The sequence below is a fragment of the Kitasatospora sp. NPDC059577 genome (assembly GCF_042735475.1).
GTDB lineage: Bacteria > Actinomycetota > Actinomycetes > Streptomycetales > Streptomycetaceae > Kitasatospora.
In genome coordinates this window covers 1-19,608 of sequence record NZ_JBHWBZ010000101.1, presented here as the reverse complement: position 1 = coordinate 19,608, position 19,608 = coordinate 1, and the positions used below count along the sequence as shown (strand labels likewise).

Sequence of the window (19,608 nt, the reverse complement as noted above, 5' to 3'; positions counted from 1 at the left end):
GGGGGCGCCGCCGCCGCGCGCCGCCGCGGGGGGGGGGGGGGCCGCCCTTCGGCGGAGGGTGGGGAAGGAGGATCAGGAGGTCAGATCTTCGCCCACGCGTCGGTGAGGCTGGTCCGCAGGATCTGCTCGATCTCGTCGAAGGTCGACTGGTCGGAGATCAGCGGCGGGGCCAGCTGGATGACCGGGTCGCCACGGTCGTCGGCGCGGCAGTACAGGCCGTTGTCGAAGAGGGCCTTCGACAGGAAGCCGTAGAGCACGCGCTCCACCTCGTCGTCGTTGAACGACTCCTTGGTGACCTTGTCCTTCACGAGCTCGATGCCGTAGAAGTACCCGTTGCCGCGGACGTCGCCGACGATCGGCAGGTCGCGCAGCTTGTCCAGGGTGCCCAGGAAGGCGGCCTCGTTGTCGAGGACGCGCTGGTTCAGGCCCTCGCGCTCGAAGATGTCGAGGTTGGCCAGCGCCACGGCGGAGGAGACCGGGTGGCCGCCGAAGGTGTAGCCGTGCAGGAAGGTGTTGTCGCCCTTGTAGAACGGCTCGGCGAGGCGGTCCGAGATGATCGTGGCGCCGATCGGGGAGTAGCCCGAGGTCATGCCCTTGGCGCAGGTGATCATGTCGGGCTGGTAGCCGAACTTGTCGGCGCCGAACATGGTGCCGAGGCGGCCGAAGGCGCAGATGACCTCGTCCGAGACCAGCAGCACGTCGTGGCGGTCGCAGATCTCGCGCAGGCGCTGGAAGTACCCGGGCGGCGGCGGGAAGCAGCCGCCGGCGTTCTGCACCGGCTCGACGAAGACGGCGGCGACGGTCTCGGCGCCCTCGTTGAGGATGGCGACCTCGATCTCGTCGGCGCACCAGCGGCCGTACGCCTCGGGGTCGACCGTGCCGTCCGGGCCCTCGAGGAAGGCCGGGGCGCGGTAGATGTTGGTGTTCGGGGCCTTGTGGGTGCCCGGCACCAGCGGCTCGAACGGGGCCTTCAGGCCCGGCAGGCCGGTGATGGACAGCGCGCCCTGCGGGGTGCCGTGGTAGGCGACGGCGCGGGAGATGACCTTGTACTTGGTCGGCTTGCCGGTCAGCTTGAAGTACTGCTTGGCGAGCTTCCAGGCGGTCTCGACGGCCTCGCCGCCACCGGTGGAGAAGAAGACCTTGTTCAGGTCGCCGGGGGCGTAGTTGGCCAGGCGCTCGGCCAGCTCGACGGCCTTCGGGTGGGCGTAGCTCCACACCGGGAAGAAGGCGAGCTCCTTGGCCTGCTTGGCGGCGGCCTCGGCGAGCTCCTCGCGGCCGTGACCGGCCTGGACGACGAACAGGCCGGCGAGGCCGTCGAGGTACTTCCGCCCCTTGTCGTCCCAGACGTAGGTGCCCTCGCCCCTGACGATCGTCGGCACGGGGGAGTTCTCGTACGACGACATGCGGGTGAAGTGCATCCACAGGTGGTCGTAGGCGGTCTTGGAAAGGTCCTTCTGCGCCGGGTCGGCTGTCATCGGGTGCCCCAGGTGTAGGTCTGTTTCCGGAGCTTCAGGTAAACGAAGCTCTCGGTGCTCCGCACGCCGGGAAGCGCGCGGATGCGCTTGTTGATCAGTTCGAGCAGGTGCTCGTCGTCCTCGCAGACCAGTTCGGCCAGGAGATCGAACGAGCCTGCGGTGCAGACGACGTAGTCGACCTCGTCGAGGGCGGCCAGCGCGTCGGCGACGGGCTCGATGTCACCCTCGACCCGGATCCCGACCATCGCCTGGCGGGTGAAGCCGACGGTGAGCGGGTCCGTGACGGCGACGATCTGCATCACGCCCTGGTCGAGCAGCTTCTGGACGCGCTGCCGTACGGCTGCCTCGGACAGGCCGACGGCCTTGCCGATGGCGGCGTACGGGCGGCGCCCGTCCTCCTGGAGCTGCTCGATGATCGCCTTGGAGGCGGCGTCGAGGGGAACGCTGGCGTTCCGGTCGCGGTTGGCCACGCGGCCACTGTGCCCGATCACTCCCGCGTTCGCAAGTGTGGAAGCTGCTGATTTCGTCGTGATCCCGGATGACACGTACGGATTTCATTGCTTGCGCGCACTAGTCCTGTCGATACCGGCAGTCCTGCGGCTACCCTGGCACGGTACGCGCGCGGCCCCGCGAGGTGCCGTGCGTACCGCCACCAGTGGACCGCGCCGATTCGGGGCCGTCCACTCGGCACCCTTCGTGCGTCGGATCCGCCGACGTACCATGGCGCCGGAATCTGCAATGCCGCAGGCCCAGACCGAGGAGAGATCCGTGAGCGACCTTCGCACGCTGCGCAACTACATCAACGGTGAGTTCGTCGACGCGGCTGACGGCCGCACGCTCGACATCGTCGACCCGACCACCGGCGAGGTGTACGCGACGTCGCCGCTGTCCGGCGCCGCGGACGTGGACGCCGCCATGGCCTCCGCCGCCGCCGCGTTCCCGATCTGGCGGGACGCCACCCCGAGCACCCGGCAGAAGCTGCTGCTCAAGATCGCCGACGCGGTCGAGGCCCGGGCCGACGAGATCGTCGACGCCGAGGTGCGCAACACCGGCAAGCCCCGCGCGCTGACCCTCTCCGAGGAGATCGGCCCGATGGTGGACCAGATCCGCTTCTTCGCCGGTGCCGCCCGCCTGCTGGAGGGCAAGGCCGCCGGTGAGTACATGGACGGGATGACCTCGATCGTCCGCCGCGAGCCGGTCGGCGTCTGCGCCCAGGTCGCGCCGTGGAACTACCCGATGATGATGGCCGTCTGGAAGTTCGCCCCGGCCCTCGCCGCGGGCAACGCCGTCGTCCTGAAGCCCTCGGACACCACCCCGGCCTCCACCGTGCTGCTCGCCGAGATCATCGGCGGCGTCCTCAAGGACCTGGACCTGCCGGCCGGCGTCTTCAACGTCATCTGCGGCGACCGCGAGAGCGGCAAGCTGATGGTCGAGCACAAGACCCCGGCGATGGCCTCCATCACCGGTTCGGTCCGGGCCGGCATCCAGGTCGCCGAGTCGGCCTCCAAGGACGTCAAGCGCGTCCACCTGGAGCTGGGCGGCAAGGCCCCCGTCGTGGTCTTCGACGACGCCGACATCGCCGAGGCCGTCGAGGGCATCTCGGTGGCGGGCTACTTCAACGCCGGCCAGGACTGCACCGCCGCCACCCGCGTGCTGGTGCACGAGTCGATCCACGACGCCTTCGTCGAGGCGCTGGCCAAGGCCGCGGCCGAGACCAAGACCGGTGGCGTGGACGACGAGGACGTGCTGTACGGCCCGCTGAACAACGCCAACCAGCTGCAGCAGGTCAGCGGCTTCATCGAGCGGCTGCCCGCCCACGCCAAGGTCGAGGCCGGTGGCCACCGGGTCGGCGACAAGGGCTACTTCTACGCCCCGACCGTCGTCTCCGGCCTGAACCAGGACGACGAGATCATCCAGAACGAGGTCTTCGGCCCGGTCATCACCGTGCAGAAGTTCACCGACGAGGACCAGGCCGTCGAGTACGCCAACGGCGTCGAGTTCGCGCTGGCCTCCTCGGTGTGGACCAAGGACCACGCCCGCGCCATGCGGATGTCGCGCCGCCTGGACTTCGGCTGCGTCTGGATCAACACCCACATCCCGCTGGTCGCCGAGATGCCGCACGGCGGCTTCAAGAAGTCCGGCTACGGCAAGGACCTGTCGGCGTACGGCTTCGAGGACTACACCCGCGTGAAGCACGTCATGACCGCGATCTAGCGGGTCGTGACCGATCGGTGGGGTATGACCGCGATCCAGCGGGTCGTGACCGATCGGTGGGGTGTGACCGCGATCCAGCGGGTCGTGACCGATCGGTGGGGTGTGACCGCGGTCCGGTGCGTTCAGGGCGTGCTGCGCGTCGTACGAACCGACCACAGGGCCCGGGTCCTTCCGACCCGGGCCCTGTGCCTTTGCACCCTGTCGACGGATCGCGCGACCGACTGACAGGATGGATCTGCACTTCGCGGTCGGCCCGCCCTAGCCTTACCGGCATGAGCATCCCCACCGCTGACTCAGCCGCCGGCCAGGCCGTCAAGGCCGCCGACCGCGCGCACGTCTTCCACTCGTGGTCCGCCCAGGCGCTGATCGACCCCCTCGCGGTGGCCGGCGCCGAGGGCTCGTACTTCTGGGACTACGACGGCAACCGCTACCTGGACTTCTCCTCGCAGCTGGTCAACACCAACATCGGCCACCAGCACCCGAAGGTGGTCGCCGCGATCCAGGAGCAGGCGGCGAAGCTCTGCACCATCGCGCCCGGCTTCGCGGTCGAGTCGCGCAGCGAGGCCGCCCGGTTGATCGCCGAGCGCACCCCGGGTGACCTGGACAAGATCTTCTTCACCAACGGCGGCGCCGAGGCCAACGAGAACGCCATCCGGCTGGCCCGGCTGCACACCGGCCGGCAGAAGGTCCTCTCCACCTACCGCTCGTACCACGGCGCCACCGCCAACGCGATCGCCCTCACCGGCGACCCGCGACGCTGGGCCAACGAGACCGGCGTCTCCGGCGTGGTGCACTTCTGGGGCCCGTACGCCTACCGCTCCAACTTCCACGCCGAGAACGAGGCACAGGAGTGCGAGCGGGCGCTGCGGCACCTGGAGGAGGTGATCGCGTTCGAGGGGCCGGGCACCGTCGCGGCGGTCATCCTGGAGACCGTGGTCGGCACCGCGGGCGTCCTGGTCCCGCCGCCCGGCTACCTGGCCGGGGTGCGGGAGATCTGCGACCGCCACGGCATCGTGTTCATCCTCGACGAGGTGATGGCCGGCTTCGGCCGCACCGGCGAGTGGTTCGCCGCCGACCACTGGGGCGTCACCCCGGACCTGCTGACCTTCGCCAAGGGCGTCAACTCCGGCTACGTGCCGCTGGGCGGCGTGGCGATCAGCGCCGAGATCGCGGCCACCTTCGCCGAGCGCGCCTTCCCCGGCGGGCTCACCTACTCCGGCCACCCGCTGGCCTGCGCCTCCGCGGTGGCGACCATCGACACGATGGCGGAGGAGGGCATCGTCGAGAACGCCAAGCACATCGGCGAGACCGTGCTCGGCCCCGGCCTGCGCGAGCTGGCCGAGCGGCACCCGTCGATCGGCGAGGTCCGCGGCCTGGGCGTGTTCTGGGCGCTCGACCTGGTGAAGGACCGCGGGACCCGCGAGCCGCTGGTGCCGTACAACGCCGCCGGTGCCGCCAACGCGCCGATGGCCGAGCTGGCCGCCGCCTGCAAGCAGCGCGGGCTCTGGCCGTTCGTCAACATGAACCGCTTCCACGTCGTCCCGCCGTGCACCGTCACCGAGGAGGAGGCCAAGACCGGCCTCGCGGTGCTGGACGAGGTGCTGTCGCTCACCGACGCGCACACTGTCTGACGTACCTACCAGGACGGCCCCGGGCACCCGTGCGTGTGTCCGGGGCCGTCCCACGTTCCGGAAGGTTCCCCATGCCCAGCAGCTCCACCCTGACCCGTCGTCCGTCCAACCCGCTCTCCCTGCGCCGGCGTTCCGTGCTCGGCGGGGCCACGCTGCTCGGTGCCGGCACGCTGACCGGCTGCGGGATCCCGTCCGCGTACGTCGCCGAGGACCGCCGCTCGGCACCGGACCGGTCGGAGAGCGACAAGCGGCTCGTCTTCTCCAACTGGACGCAGTACATCGACACCGACGACCGGGGCGGGCGCCCGACTCTGGACGCCTTCAGCGAGCAGAGCGGGATCGAGGTCGCCTACACCGAGGACATCAACGACAACGACGAGTTCTTCGGCAAGATCAGCCCGGTGCTCACCCAGGGCGCCGACCCCGGCCGCGACCTGATGGTGATCAGCGACTGGATGGCCGGCCGGTACGTCTCGCTGGGCTGGGTGCAGGCCATGGACCGGGCCAACCTCCCCAACGTCAGCGCCAACCTGGACCCGCAGCTCGCGAACCCGGCCTTCGACCCCGGGCGCCGGCGCAGCGTGCCGTGGCAGTCCGGGATCACCGGCATCGCGTACAACCGCAAGGCCCTCGGCCGGGAGATCAGGTCCACCGCCGACCTGTGGGAGCCCGAACTCAAGGGGCGGGTCACGTTGTTCGCCGGCCTGGACGAGGCGCTCGGGCTGCTGATGCTCTCCCAGGGCGCGGACATCGCGGCGTTCACCGACGACGACGCGGACAAGGCGATGGACCTGGTGCAGAGGATGGTGGACACCGGCCACGTCCGCCGTTTCACCGGCAACGACTACACCAGCGACCTCGCCTCCGGCGCGGCGCTCGCCTGCCAGGCCTACTCCGGCGACGCGGTCCAGCTCACCGCCGAGAACCCGGACATCGAGTTCGTGGTGCCGGAGGAGGGCGGCGAGCTGTGGGCGGAGAGCCTGATGATCCCCAACCGCGCCGTCCACAAGCGCAATGCCGAACTGCTGGTCGACTACTACTACCGGCCCGAGGTGGCCGCGGAGCTCGCGGCGTTCGTCCAGTACATCTGTCCGGTGCCGGCCGCCCGCGAGGTGCTGGCGGCCAGCGGCGACAAGGAGAAGGCCGAACTCGCCGAGAACCCGCTGGTCTTCCCGACCGAGGAGATGCGCGCCCGGCTGCGCACCATGCGCGACGTCACCTCGGCCGAGCGGCCCCGACTGCACAAGGTCTGGGGGCGCATCACCGGCGTGTGAGGACGCGGGGCGTGCCGACCTCGGACGGGAGGACCGCGCGGGCGCGTCACCGGCGGGTGACCGCCGGGCGCGCCACCGGCCGGACAGGTCAGTACACCTAGCGCCGCACGGCGTCCAGGGCGAGCAGGGCGACGTGCAGGGAGAGGCAGGACTCGACCTGGTCGAGGTCGACGCCGAGGATCCGCTCGACCTTGTGCAGCCGGTCGTAGAAGGACGGCCGGGACAGGTGCGCGGCGTCCGCCGCGGCCGACTTGTTCCGGCCCTGCTCCAGGTAGATCCGCAGCATCTGCACCAACTGGCCGTTGTGCTCGGCGTCGTGCGCCAGCAGCGGGCCCAGCTCGCGCTCCACGTAGGTCTGCAGCCGGGCGTCGTCGCGCAGCAGGTGGAGCAGGCCGCGCAGCCGCACGTCCGGCAGCCGGTAGTAGGAGGAGCTGCGGCCGCCGCCGGGCACGTCGTGCAGGGCGGCGTCGGCGACCTGGGTGGCCTCCAGCAGGGTGCGCCGGGCGTCGCGGACCGAGCCGACCGATGAACCGACGGCGACCACCGGACCCGCCGGGTCGGCGCCCTCCCGGCCGGCCTCGGCGGACATCCGGCGCAGGGCGGCCGAGAGGGAGTCCAGCGCGGCGTGCTCGTCCTGCTGGGGGCCGAGCGCGATCAGCAGTCCGACGGCCTCGTCGTCCAGCGCGCCGACCAGGGCGGAGAGCCGGCAGGCTCGGACCGCGCCCGCGGCCAGCTCGGTGAAGTCGCGCAGCCGGGCCTGGGCCTCCAGCGCGGCCGGGATCGGCCCGCGCCGCTGCCGCAGCACCACGCCGACCAGCCGGCGGCCCTCCAGCGGGACGCCGAGCGCCTGGGCGCGCAGCGCCGCCTCGGAGACGGTCAGCGCGTGGGTGAGGATGCCGGAGAGCAGGGTGCGGTGGGTCTGCCGCTCCAGGCTCTCCCGGTCGCGGACCACCAGCCGGTTGAGTGCCAGCGCGGAGGCGCCGCGCTCCAGCAGCATGGTGTGCGGGTGGGCCTCGCCCTCGGGCAGCGGGCCGGGGTCCTGGACCAGCACCAGCCGGCCCCAGTCCTGGCCGCGGGCGCCGACGGTGGTGACCAGCCAGCCGCTGCGCGGGTCGTGGCCGGTGCGTCCGGCCGGACGGACCCCGCGCGAGCGGCGCTCCCAGTCCTCCAGCACCTCGGCCTCCGGACGCCCGGCGGCGTCGTGGGCGAGCACCTGGTGGGCCAGGTTCTCCAGGACGACCGGCCCGCCCGCCATCCGGGCCACCTGCCGGATCACCTCGGGCGGCTCGGCGCCCTCCACCACCAGCTCGTTGAAGACCTGGTGGACGGACTCCGACACGCGCAGCTGCTCCAACTGGGCGTTGACCACCAGGGCGTGCACGGCCTCGGTGACGGCGACGAACCGCAGTTCGCGGCGGAGCGTGATCAGCGGCAGCCCGCGCTGTTCGGCGGCGTTCACCAGGGCGCGGGGGAGCGCGTCGAAGTAGCGCCGCCCGAACTCGACGACCAGGCCGGCCACCCCGACCTCGTCCAGGTCGTGGACGTAGCGGGCCAGGCCCGCGCGGTCCTCGGGCAGCGCGATGCCGGTGGTCAGCACCAGCTCGCCGCCCCGGAGCATCCCGGCGACGTCGGGCAGTTCGCTGACGTGGACCCAGCGGACCGGCCGCTCCAGGTGGTCGGCGCCGGCCACGACCTGGGGGAGGCCACGCCGCATCACCTCCAGGTCGAGTACTCGGGCGACGGTGGGGAGCATCGCGGGCCTCCATGGCCGGGGGGCCGGAGTGGGGACGGGGTGATCAGAGTGTCAGGTGAATCATCCATCCCCGCGACGACCTGTCGCCCTGCCGGGACCCTTGCACCCTGTAAGGCCCTTCGTGCCGAGATTGTCGCAGTGACCCTTGTCACGCCCCGGCGGCACCGGGCATGGTCAGCGGGTCGGCTGTGGCGGAAAACCGACCCCACGCCGGATTCCGTCGCGGTGACCGGAACGCAACCGTGGAATCCCTTGTCCGGTGCCAGCCGGACTGCCAGGATCGCGCAACCCCGATGATCGACAGGACGGACTCCCGCCCCCGCAGACCCCCACCTCGGGGGCGGCGCTCCGTCGCTCAGTCGTACCACCGGCACTTGGAGGAACCAGATGGACCTGACCGACTTCGGCGCCGGGGCGCAGCACATCGCGGGCCGCCGGACCCGGGGGCGCGGCGAGCCCTTCCAGGTCGTCAACCCCGCCGACGGCAGCGTGGTCGAGCAGGTCGCCCTGGCCACCACCGAGGACGTCGACGCGGCCGTCGCCGCCGCGAGGGCGGCCCTGCCCGGCTGGTCCTCGGCCACTCCCGGGGCGCGCTCCGAGGCGCTCACCCGGCTGGCCGCCGTGCTGACCGACGCCTGCGGCGACCTCGCCCGGGTGGAGACCGCGCAGACCGGCAAGCCGGTCAAGCTGGCCACCGAGTTCGACGTCCCCGGCACCATCGACAACGCCGCGTTCTTCGCCGGCGCCGCCCGCAACCTGGAGGGCAAGGCGGCGGGGGAGTACTCCGGCGACCACACCTCGTACGTGCGGCGCGAGGCGGTCGGCGTCGTCGGCTCGATCTCGCCGTGGAACTACCCGCTGCAGATGGCCGCCTGGAAGATCCTCCCGGCGATCGCCGCGGGCAACACCATCGTCCTCAAGCCCGCCGAACTGACCCCGCTGACCTCGCTGATGTTCGCCGAGGCGTGCACGGCGGCGGGCATCCCGGACGGCGTGGTCAACGTGGTCACCGGCGCCGGCCGGACCGCCGGCGAGCACCTGGTCGGGCACCCGGACGTCGCGATGGTCTCCTTCACCGGCTCCACCGCGGTCGGCAGGCGGGTCGCCGAGATCGCCACCGCGAGCGTCAAGCGCACCCACCTGGAGCTCGGCGGCAAGGCCCCGTTCGTGGTCTTCGACGACGCCGACCTGGACGCCGCCGTGCACGGCGCCGTCGCCGCCTCGCTGATCAACGGCGGCCAGGACTGCACCGCCGCCACCCGCGCGTACGTCCAGCGCCCGCTGTACGACGCCTTCGTGGCGGGGGTGGCCGAGCTGTTCGCGGCGATCCGGATCGGCGACCCGCTGAACCCGCACACCGACCTCGGCCCGCTGGTCTCGTACACCCACCGGGACCGGGTGGCCGGCTTCGTGGAGCGTGCCCGCGGCTACGCCACCGTCGTCACCGGCGGCCGGGTGCCGCAGAAGGGCCACGACGGCCACGACCTCACCCGGGGCGCGTACTACCCGCCCACCCTGATCACCGGTGCCGCCCAGGACAGCGAGGTCGTCCAGGGAGAGGTCTTCGGCCCGGTGCTGGTCGTGCTCCCCTTCGACGGCGACGACGAGGGCATCCGGCTGGCCAACGACACCCCCTACGGCCTGGCCGCCTCCGCCTGGACGAGCAACGTGCACCGCTCGCTGCGCGCCACCCGGGAGATCGCGGCCGGGTGCGTGTGGGTCAACGACCACATCCCGATCATCAGCGAGATGCCGCACGGCGGCTACAAGGCGTCCGGCTACGGCAAGGACATGTCCCAGTACTCGCTGGACGAGTACACCCAGGTCAAGCACGTCATGTTCGACACCACCGCGGTGGCCCGCAAGGACTGGCACCGCACCGTCTTCGGAGACAGATAACCCCCGGACCGGGGCACTTCCCCCACGCCCCCCTTCTCCCCCCAGGAGGCCCGTTCCATGGCGTTCAACGAGCTCACCGACGGTCTGCCCGAACCGGTCCGCAGGGCCTGGGAGCGCAGCCTGACCAGCGGCCGGGCCGCACTCGGCCGCCGCACCCTGCTGCGCGCCGCCGCCCTCACCGCCGGGGCGGGCACCCTGGCCGCCTGCGGGATCCCGGCGGCCCCCCGGGCGACCGGCGACTCCACCGCGAACGCCGCCAAGGACCTCTCGGACACGGAGAAGGAGGTCGCCTTCTCCAACTGGCCGCTCTACATCGACACCGACGAGAACGACAAGGAGAAGCACGGCACCCTGGAGGCCTTCACCCAGGCCACCGGGATCAAGGTCAAGTACAACGAGGACGTCAACGACAACGTCGAGTTCTTCGGCAAGATCAAGCCGCAGCTCGCCTCCGGCCAGGACACCGGCCGCGACCTGATGGTGCTCACCGACTGGATGGCCGCCCGGCTGATCCGGCTCGGCTGGGTGCAGAAGCTCACCCCGGCGAACGTGACCACCGCCATCACCACCGTCGACCCGCGCTTCCGCGCCCCCGACTGGGACCCGGGCCGGCTCTACTCCTACCCGTGGGCCGGCATCCAGACCGTCGTCGCCTACAACAAGAAGGCGACCAAGGGGAAGGAGGTCACCAGCGTCTCCCAACTGCTGGACGACCCCGAGCTCAAGGGCCGGGTCACCTTCCTCTCCGAGATGCGCGACAGCGTCGGGATGGTGCTGCTGGACCAGGGCAAGGACTCGGCGAAGTTCACCGCCGACGACTTCGACGCCGCGATCGCCCGCCTGCAGAAGGCCGTCGACAGCAAGCAGATCCGGCGTTTCACCGGCAACGACTACGGCCAGGAGCTCTCCTCCGGTGACATCGCCGCCTGCATCGCCTGGGGCGGCGACCTGATCCAACTGCGCGCCGACAACCCGGACATCGAGTTCGTCATCCCGGAGAAGGGCTTCCTGTCCTCGACCGACAACATGCTGGTCCCGGCCAAGGCGCAGCACAAGGCGAACGCGGAAAAGCTGATCGACTTCTACTATCAGCCGAAGATCGCGGCGCAACTGGTCGCGGGCATCGGCTTCGTCTCCGCCGTCACCGGGATGAACGACGAGCTCGCCACCCTCGCCCCGGACACCGCGGCCAACCCGCTGGTCGTACCCACCCCCGAGATGGCGGCCAAGGCACACGTGTTCCGCACGCTCACCGAGAGCGAGGAGAGCGACTTCGAGCAGAAGTTCTCCAAGCTCATCGGCGCCTGACCCCCACCCCCGGCCGAGAACCCCAGGAAGACACCACCCCATGACAGACCAGCAGCGCGACGCGGCCGTCGGCGGCGACGTCCGGCTCACCGGCATCGGCAAGACCTACGGCTCCTTCACCGCCGTCCACCCCCTCGACCTGACCGTCCCCCAGGGCTCCTTCTTCGCCCTGCTCGGCGCCTCAGGCTGCGGCAAGACCACCACCCTGCGCATGATCGCCGGCCTGGAGGAGCCCACCAGCGGCACCGTCCTGATCGGCGGCCAGGACGTCACCGCCCTGCCCCCGTACAAGCGGCCGGTGAACACCGTCTTCCAGAGCTACGCGCTCTTCCCGCACCTGGACATCTTCGAGAACGTCGCCTTCGGCCTGCGCCGGCGCGGCAGGAAGGACGTCAAGAAGCAGGTCGAGGACATGCTGGAGCTGGTCGAACTCGGCCAGTACGCCCGGCGCAAGCCGCACCAGCTCTCCGGCGGCCAGCAGCAGCGCGTCGCCGTCGCCCGCGCGCTGATCAACCACCCGCAGGTGCTGCTCCTGGACGAGCCGCTCGGCGCGCTCGACCTCAAGCTCCGCCGCCAGATGCAGCTGGAACTCAAGCGGATCCAGACCGAGGTCGGCATCACCTTCGTGCACGTCACCCACGACCAGGAGGAGGCCATGACCATGGCCGACACCATCGCGGTGATGAACGGTGGCCGGGTCGAGCAGCTGGGCGCGCCCGCCGAGCTGTACGAGAACCCCGCCACCACCTTCGTGGCCAACTTCCTCGGCCAGTCCAACCTGCTGCCCGCCGAGGTCACCGGCACCGACGGCGGCGACCTGCTGCTGAGCGCGGCCGGCGCCCGCCTCACCGTGCCGAAGGCGCGCTGCGCCACCGACGCCAAGCGCGTCCACCTCGGCGTGCGACCCGAGAAGATGACCATCACGCACGCCTCCGAGCAGGTCGCCGACGGCCGCAACCAGCTGGCCGGCACGGTGCTCGACTCCAGCTTCATCGGCGTCTCCACCCAGTACGTGGTGCGCACCGACGGCGGCCAGGAGGTCACCGTCTTCGAGCAGAACATGGAGCGCGACGCCCGGATAGTCCCCGGCGCCGCCGTCCGGCTGCACTGGAACCCGGCGCACTCCTTCGCCCTGGACGCCTCACAGGCGATCGACGCGGGCACCGGGGAGGAGGCCGCATGACCACCACCGCCCCGGCCGCGCCGCCCCAAGTCATCCCGTCGGTGGCGGAGCGCAAGCCGAAGCGCAAGCTCACCGCGTACTGGCTGCTGCTGCCCGGCATTGCCTGGCTGGTCGTCTTCTTCGCCGTCCCGATGGTCTACCAGGCGTCCACCTCGCTGCAGACCGGTTCGCTCGAAGCGGGCTTCAAGGTCACCTGGCACTTCTCGACGTACTGGGACGCCCTGGTCGAGTACAAGTGGCACTTCGTCCGGTCGTTCTCCTACGCCGCCGTCGCCACCGTGCTCTGCCTGGCCGTCGGCTACCCGCTCGCCTACACGATCGCCTTCAAGGCGAGCAAGCGCTGGCGCAACGTCATCCTGATCCTGGTCATCGCGCCGTTCTTCACCAGCTTCCTGATCCGCACGCTGGCCTGGAAGACGATCCTGTCCGACGGCGGCCCGGTGGTCGGCGCGCTGAACGCCCTGCACGTCCTCGACCTCACCAACCTGGTCGGCCTCACCTCCGGCGACCGGGTGCTGGCCACGCCGCTCGCGGTGGTCTGCGGCCTGACCTACAACTTCCTGCCGTTCATGATCCTCCCGCTGTACACCTCGCTGGAGCGGATCGACCCGCGCCTGCACGAGGCGGCCGGCGACCTCTACGCGCGGCCGTTCACCACCTTCCGCAAGGTCACCTTCCCGATCTCGCTGCCGGGCGTGGTCGCGGGCACCCTGCTGACCTTCATCCCGGCCTCCGGCGACTACATCAACGCCCAGCTGCTGGGCTCGCCGAGCGAGCAGATGGTCGGCAACGGCATCCAGAAGCAGTTCCTGAACGTACTCGACTACCCCACGGCGGCCGCGCTGAGCTTCATCCTGATGGCCCTGATCCTGGGCATGGTGACGGTCTACATGCGCAAGGCCGGGACGGAGGATCTGGTCTGATGTCCCGAATCCTGAAGTGGGTCCGCGCCCACCTGGTCGTCCTGGCTGGCGTGCTGGCCCTCGCCTACCTGGTGCTGCCCAACCTGGTCGTGCTCGCCTTCTCGTTCAACAAGCCGGTGGGCAAGTTCAACTACGAGTGGAACGAGTTCTCCACCGACGCCTGGACGAACCCCTGCGGCGTGGCCGACATGTGCCAGTCGCTCTCGCTCAGCCTGCAGATCGCCGTGCTCGCCACGATCGGCGCCACCGTGCTCGGCACCATGGTCGCCTTCGCGCTGGCCCGCTACCGCTTCCGCGGCCGCTCGGCCACCACCGCGATGATCTTCCTGCCGATGGCCATGCCCGAGGTGGTCATGGCCGCCTCGCTCGGGACGCTCTTCCTCAACATGCGCATCCCCTTCGGCTTCACCACCATCCTCATCGCGCACATCATGTTCTGCCTCAGCTTCGTGGTGACGGCGGTCAAGGCGCGCGTGATGAGCATGGACCCGAGGCTCGAACAGGCCGCCCAGGACCTCTACGCGACCCCCACCCAGACCTTCCTGCGGGTCACCCTGCCGCTGGCGGCGCCCGGCATCGCGGCGGGCGCGCTGCTCAGCTTCGCGCTCTCCTTCGACGACTTCATCATCACCCAGTTCAACTCGGGCCCGACCACGGTCACCTTCCCGATGTTCGTCTGGGGCGCCTCGCAGCGCGGCATCCCGGTGCAGGTGAACGTCATCGGCACCGCGATGTTCCTCGCCGCCGTCGTGCTGACCGTCGTCGGTCAGTGGCTGGGCAACCGCAGGAAGGCCACCGCCTGACCTACGGTCGGTCAGCGGCGGCCCGTAACGACATCTATCCGTAGAAAGTGGCTGATAATGCATGGACTCCGCCCGCGCACTCAGTGACGCCAGGCCCACCCCCTTCTGGCTGGAGGACCCGGGTCGGCCGGCGGCGCTGCCCGCCCTGGTCGGCGACACCACCTGCGACCTGCTGGTCGTCGGCGGCGGCTACTCCGGCCTGTGGACCGCCCTCATCGCCAAGGAACGCGACCCCTCGCTGGACGTCGTGCTGGTCGAGGGCAACGAGGTCGGGTGGGCCGCGTCCGGGCGCAACGGCGGATTCTGCGCGGCCAGCCTCACCCACGGCTTCGGCAACGGCCTGGACCGCTGGCCGTCCGAACTCGCCCGGCTGGAGCGCCTCGGCGCCGCCAACCTCGACGACATCGAGGCCACCCTCAAGCGCTACGGCATCGACGCCGAGTGGGAGCGCACCGGCGAGATCGACGTCGCCACCCAGCCCCACCAGGTCGAGGAACTCCACGAGGTCGCCGAGGCCGTCGCCCGCTACGGCCTCGACGTCACCGTCCTGGACGCCGACGAGGTGCGCGCCGAGGTGGACTCGCCGACCTTCCTCGGCGGTCTCTGGGACAAGGAAGGGGTGGCGATGGTCCACCCCGCCAAGCTCGCCTGGGGCCTCAAGGAGGCCTGCCTGAGCCAGGGCGTACGGATCCACGAGCACACCCGGGCCACCGACCTGCGGGAGCACGGCAGCGGCATGGCCGCCCGCACCCCCTACGGCCGGATCTTCGCCCGCCGGGTCGCGCTCGGCACCAACGTCTTCCCGTCCCTGCTCAAGCGGGTCCGCCCGTACGTCGTGCCGGTGTACGACTACGCGCTGATGAGCGAGCCGCTCAGCGACGAGCAACTCGCCTCGATCGGCTGGCGCGGGCGCCAGGGCCTCGGCGACAGCGCCAACAAGTTCCACTACTTCCGGCTCTCCGCCGACAACCGGATCCTCTGGGGCGGCTACGACGCGGTCTACCACTACGGCGGCCACGTCCGGCACGAGTACGACCAGCGGCCGGAGACCTTCCGCACCCTCGCCGGCAACTTCTTCCGCTGCTTCCCGCAGCTGGAGGGCCTGCGCTTCACCAACGCCTGGGGCGGCGCGATCGACACCTGCAGCCGGTTCTCGGCGTTCTTCGACACCGCGTACCGGGGCAAGGTCGCCTACGCGGTCGGGTACACCGGGCTCGGCGTCGGCGCGACCCGCTTCGGTGCCGAGGTGATGCTCGACCTGCTGGCCGGCGAGCGCACCGAGCGCACCTCGCTGGAGATGGTCCGCAGCAAGCCGCTGCCGTTCCCGCCCGAGCCGGTGCGCTGGGCCGGGATCGAGATCACCACCCGGTCGCTGGAGCGGGCCGACCGCAACGGGGGCCACCGCAACCTCTGGCTGCGCACGCTCGACCGCCTGGGGCTGGGCTTCGACAGCTGACCCGTTCGGTCCTGTGCCCCGTTCGGACCTCGACCCCGTTCGGTTCTCGACACCGTTCGGCCGTCGGGCCCGTGCAGCCGGCCCCGTTCGACTGCCGGCGCCGTGCAGCCGACCCGTCGGTGCCCGGACCCGTGTAAGAGGGACCCGCCGTCCGCCTCTCCTTGGTGACGGCGGGTCTCGGTCTTCCCCGCCGGGCCCGAACAGGACGAACGGCAAGGAGCGGGGACAGACATGGAGAGCACCGGACTGCACTGGCTCGCCCAAGCGGCACCGGACCCGGAATCCTTCCGGGAACAGTGGGAGCGCACCGGGCTGGGCCTGATGCTGCTACCGGCCGGCCGCCGCTGGGACGTGCTGTCCGTCCCCGGCCGGCTCGGGCGCCCGGCGCTGGACGTCCTGGCCACCGGCACCCGCGGCCCGGTCCTCACCGACTTCGGCGAGGAGCACGTCACCTTCCTGGTACCGGTCGGCACCGCCGCCCGCTGGGTCGGCACGGGCGTGCGCGGCGCGGGCGACGGCACCTGGATCGTCGTTCCGCACCCCGAGCGCAGCAGCCGCGGCGTGCGCTGGCTCGTCCCGCCGGACGGCTCCGGGCGGCTCAACGACCCGGTGCTGCTGGAACTCGCCCTGCACGAGGCGGCGGCTGGCCTCGGCGGGTGGTGAGCGCGGCGGCGGTGGCGCGCCGGGCGGGCGGTCGCGTCAGACTGGAGGCGTGACCACCGCCCCGCACACCGTCGACGCGGCCCTCCGCCCGGGCCCCGCCCAGCTGCGACTGGCCGGCCTGGCCGCGCCGGTCTGCGTCCGGTACGGCCTCGCCCTGGCCGGCGGGCACGCGCTGCGCGCCCACGGCGTCACGGCCTGCACACAGGACGGGCTCACCCTGGCGACCGGCGGCGCCGACCTGCCGGAGGTCGCCGACGCGCTGTCCGAGGCGTACCGGGCGGCCGGCGGCGGGGTGGCCGAACGCCCGGGCACCCCGCGGCTGGAGCAGCTCACCGTCCGGCTGGCGCTGGGCGGCCGGACGCACTCGGTGGAACTGCGCAAGGAACCGCTGGGCCACCGGCCGGTCCGCCTCGACCTCGGCGCGCCCGGGCCGGACGAGCCGCCGGTGGTGCTGCCGGTCGTCGCCCTGGAGGACGCCGCGGCACTGACCACCGCGCTGCTCGTGGACCGGGGCATGCCGCGCGACCTGGTCGACGTCCACGCCCTCACCCGCTGCTACCGGGAGGGCGAACTGATCGCCCTGGCCAAGGAGTTGGACCAGGACCTCCAGCTCGCGGCGCTCGCCGACCGGCTGGAGACGCTCGCCGAGGCGGCGGACGGGCGGTTCCGCGCCCGGGGCGTCCCGGCCGGCGAGGTGGACGGGCTGAAGCGCTGGGCGCTGGCGTGGGCACAGGACCTGCGGCTGGATCTGCTGGAGACCCAGGAGGCGGCGGACGGCCTGCACGATCCGTACCTGGAGGAGTCGGTGCAGGACGATCTCTCGCCGGACGATCCGTTCTCGGCGGGCGCGTTCGAGGGCCGAACCCGGGAGGGCCGGTCGTCGGAGGGCCTGTCACCGGGAGGCCCGTCGTCGGAGGGCCGGTCATCGGAGGACGAAGAAGCCTGAGCCGCGTTCCGGGCGGGGCGGAGAGGCGTTCGGAGTAGCGACCGGACGACCTGTAAGGCTGAATCCGAGATCCCCGTCAGCCTGTTCGTTGAGCCGGGCCGGAACCGGGACCACACTGGGAGAAGAGCGCGGTAGCCCCGTGAATTTCCGTCGCCCGGCCCACCCGCGGGCGGCGCCAGACCGGACCGGTGGCAGGACGCCGCCCGGGACTTCGGAGGCAGACGGACCTTGAGCAAGCACATCATTCACTGGATCGGCGGCAAGCCGGTCGCCACCGCCGGCGCGGCGCCCCGTCGTGGTGACATCTTCGACCCGGCCACGGGCCAGGTCGCGGGCCAGGTCGACTTCGCCGGCATCGCCGAGGTCGACCAGGCCGTGGCCGCCGCCGCCTCGGCCTTCGCCGAGTGGCGCACCGCCTCGGTCGCCAAGCGGTCGACGGTGCTCTTCGCCTTCCGCGAGCTGCTGAACGCCCGTCGCGACGAGCTGGCCTCGATCATCGTGGCGGAACACGGCAAGGTGCACTCCGACGCCCTCGGCGAGATCGCCCGCGGCCTGGAGGTCGTCGAGTACGCCTGCGGGATCCCCCAGCTCATCAAGGGCGGCTTCACCGAGCAGGCCTCCACCGGCATCGACGTCTACTCGATCCGCCAGCCGCTCGGCCCCGTCGCGATCATCTCGCCGTTCAACTTCCCGGCCATGGTGCCGATGTGGTTCTTCCCGATCGCCATCGCGGCCGGCAACACCGTCGTGGTGAAGCCCTCGGAGAAGGACCCGTCCGCCGCCAACTTCCTCGCCGGACTGTGGAAGGAGGCCGGCCTGCCGGACGGCGTCTTCAACGTCGTCCACGGTGACAAGGCCGCCGTCGACCGCCTGCTGGAGCACCCGGACATCAAGTCCGTCAGCTTCGTCGGCTCCACCCCGATCGCCCGCTACGTCTACGAGACCGGCACCCGCTACGGGAAGCGCGTACAGGCCCTGGGCGGCGCCAAGAACCACATGCTGGTCCTGCCCGACGCCGACCTGGACCTCGCCGCCGACGCCGCCGTCAACGCCGGCTTCGGCGCGGCCGGCGAGCGCTGCATGGCGGTGTCCGTCCTGGTCGCCGTCGACCCGATCGGCGACGAGCTGGTCGAGAAGATCAAGCAGCGGGTCGCCACCCTCAAGGTCGGCCCCGGGTGCAACGGCGACTCCGAGATGGGCCCGCTGGTCACCGGCCAGCACCGCGACAAGGTCACCTCCTACGTGGAGTCCGGCGTCGCCGACGGTGCCGAGCTCGCCGTGGACGGCCGCAAGCACCCGGTCACCGCCGAGGACAAGGACGGCACCCCGACCGCAGACGGCTTCTGGCTCGGCCCGACGCTGTTCGACCACGTGAAGCCCGGCATGTCCGTCTACAACGACGAGATCTTCGGCCCGGTCCTCTCGGTCGTGCGCGTCGCCTCCTACGACGAGGGCCTGGCACTGATCAACGCCAACCCGTACGGCAACGGCACCGCCCTCTTCACCAACGACGGAGGCGCGGCCCGGCGCTTCCAGTTCGAGGTGGAGGTCGGCATGGTCGGCATCAACGTGCCGATCCCGGTGCCGGTCGCCTACTACTCCTTCGGCGGCTGGAAGGCCTCGCTGTTCGGTGACGCCCACGCGTACGGCCCGGACGGCGTCCAGTTCTTCACCCGGGGCAAGGCCGTGACCCAGCGCTGGCTGGACCCGTCGCACGGCGGCATCAACCTCGGCTTCCCCACCAACAGCTGAGCCCGAGCCTCGCCGGCCGGACCCCTCTCCCCGGGGTCCGGCCGGCGTTCGTTTGCCTGCCGTTTGCATCCCGGCGCCGAAGCGCGTAGAGTTCTTCGAGCTGCTCGGCAGGGAGCACCGGACACGCGTCTGCGCGGACGGTCCCGGGGCGGCCAATCCTCTGAAACACCACTTCCCAGGTTCGGGCTGGGTTGCGTTCGCATTTCTGCGTCGTGGCTCGGTTCCTGTTTGGCGTGTTCGTTTTATCGGATTGCGGCGGATTCGCTTTTCGGAGTACGGATCGGCTAGAGTTTGAAACGTCGGACAGGGCGTCAAGCCCCGGAAGACA

General features: G+C 71.2%; 15 protein-coding genes. 12 read left to right on the top strand and 3 right to left on the bottom strand.

Annotated elements, in window-relative coordinates; genetic code table 11:
* Nucleotides 1–80: 80 nt before the first annotated feature.
* On the bottom strand, nt 81–1,475 hold the full coding sequence (locus ACFV0O_RS40040) for an aspartate aminotransferase family protein (protein WP_360262079.1): 1,395 nt from the start codon (nt 1,473–1,475) through the stop codon (nt 81–83).
* A complete protein-coding gene (locus ACFV0O_RS40035) occupies nt 1,472–1,945 on the bottom strand; it encodes an Lrp/AsnC family transcriptional regulator (protein ID WP_030243538.1) in 474 nt (157 codons plus the stop codon). Before ACFV0O_RS40035 ends, ACFV0O_RS40040 begins: the two co-directional genes overlap by 4 nt.
* A gap of 268 nt (nt 1,946–2,213) precedes the next feature.
* Here ACFV0O_RS40035 and ACFV0O_RS40030 point away from each other — a divergent pair, with 268 nt between their 5' ends.
* From ACFV0O_RS40030 to ACFV0O_RS40020, 3 genes are all read left to right on the top strand, one after another.
* On the top strand, nt 2,214–3,689 hold the full coding sequence (locus ACFV0O_RS40030) for a gamma-aminobutyraldehyde dehydrogenase (protein ID WP_380349547.1): 1,476 nt from the start codon (nt 2,214–2,216) through the stop codon (nt 3,687–3,689).
* A 272-nt stretch (nt 3,690–3,961) separates the two neighbouring features.
* Entirely contained in the window at nt 3,962–5,320 is a 1,359-nt protein-coding gene (locus ACFV0O_RS40025; RefSeq protein ID WP_380349545.1) for an aspartate aminotransferase family protein, read from the top strand.
* A 71-nt stretch (nt 5,321–5,391) separates the two neighbouring features.
* Nucleotides 5,392–6,594, top strand: coding sequence for a spermidine/putrescine ABC transporter substrate-binding protein (locus ACFV0O_RS40020; protein WP_380349542.1), 1,203 nt, complete (start codon nt 5,392–5,394; stop codon nt 6,592–6,594).
* A gap of 97 nt (nt 6,595–6,691) precedes the next feature.
* Here ACFV0O_RS40020 and ACFV0O_RS40015 read toward each other — a convergent pair whose 3' ends face one another.
* A complete protein-coding gene (locus ACFV0O_RS40015) occupies nt 6,692–8,347 on the bottom strand; it encodes a PucR family transcriptional regulator ligand-binding domain-containing protein (RefSeq protein ID WP_360262083.1) in 1,656 nt (551 codons plus the stop codon).
* A gap of 387 nt (nt 8,348–8,734) precedes the next feature.
* Between ACFV0O_RS40015 and ACFV0O_RS40010 the strand changes: the two genes are divergently transcribed.
* The 9 genes from ACFV0O_RS40010 to ACFV0O_RS39970 all read left to right on the top strand — a co-directional run bounded on the left by ACFV0O_RS40010 (nt 8,735) and on the right by ACFV0O_RS39970 (nt 19,280).
* Nucleotides 8,735–10,246 (top strand): gamma-aminobutyraldehyde dehydrogenase, encoded by a 1,512-nt coding sequence (locus tag ACFV0O_RS40010; protein ID WP_360262084.1) that lies wholly within the window; start codon nt 8,735–8,737, stop codon nt 10,244–10,246.
* Nucleotides 10,247–10,303: 57 nt separating this feature from the next.
* Nucleotides 10,304–11,554 (top strand): spermidine/putrescine ABC transporter substrate-binding protein, encoded by a 1,251-nt coding sequence (locus ACFV0O_RS40005; protein WP_380349539.1) that lies wholly within the window; start codon nt 10,304–10,306, stop codon nt 11,552–11,554.
* 40 nt (nt 11,555–11,594) lie between these two features.
* Complete coding sequence (locus ACFV0O_RS40000) at nt 11,595–12,737, top strand: ABC transporter ATP-binding protein (protein ID WP_380349536.1); 1,143 nt, start codon at nt 11,595–11,597, stop codon at nt 12,735–12,737.
* Nucleotides 12,734–13,660, top strand: coding sequence for an ABC transporter permease (locus tag ACFV0O_RS39995; RefSeq protein ID WP_380349533.1), 927 nt, complete (start codon nt 12,734–12,736; stop codon nt 13,658–13,660). Before ACFV0O_RS40000 ends, ACFV0O_RS39995 begins: the two co-directional genes overlap by 4 nt.
* Nucleotides 13,660–14,463: an ABC transporter permease gene (locus ACFV0O_RS39990; protein ID WP_360262088.1), complete on the top strand. Its 804-nt coding sequence runs from the start codon at nt 13,660–13,662 to the stop codon at nt 14,461–14,463. The genes ACFV0O_RS39995 and ACFV0O_RS39990 overlap by 1 nt, the downstream gene beginning before the upstream one ends.
* Nucleotides 14,464–14,524: 61 nt before the next feature.
* The gene (locus ACFV0O_RS39985) at nt 14,525–15,919 is read left to right on the top strand and encodes an NAD(P)/FAD-dependent oxidoreductase (RefSeq protein WP_380349530.1); all 1,395 of its coding nucleotides are present in this window, start codon (nt 14,525–14,527) and stop codon (nt 15,917–15,919) included.
* A 231-nt stretch (nt 15,920–16,150) separates the two neighbouring features.
* Nucleotides 16,151–16,582, top strand: coding sequence for a bifunctional DNA primase/polymerase (locus ACFV0O_RS39980; protein ID WP_380349528.1), 432 nt, complete (start codon nt 16,151–16,153; stop codon nt 16,580–16,582).
* Between the two features lie 49 nt (nt 16,583–16,631).
* A complete protein-coding gene (locus tag ACFV0O_RS39975; protein WP_380349525.1) occupies nt 16,632–17,528 on the top strand; it encodes a nucleotidyl transferase AbiEii/AbiGii toxin family protein in 897 nt (298 codons plus the stop codon).
* A 228-nt stretch (nt 17,529–17,756) separates the two neighbouring features.
* A complete protein-coding gene (locus ACFV0O_RS39970; protein ID WP_360262092.1) occupies nt 17,757–19,280 on the top strand; it encodes a CoA-acylating methylmalonate-semialdehyde dehydrogenase in 1,524 nt (507 codons plus the stop codon).
* The last annotated feature ends 328 nt before the right edge of the window (nt 19,281–19,608 follow it).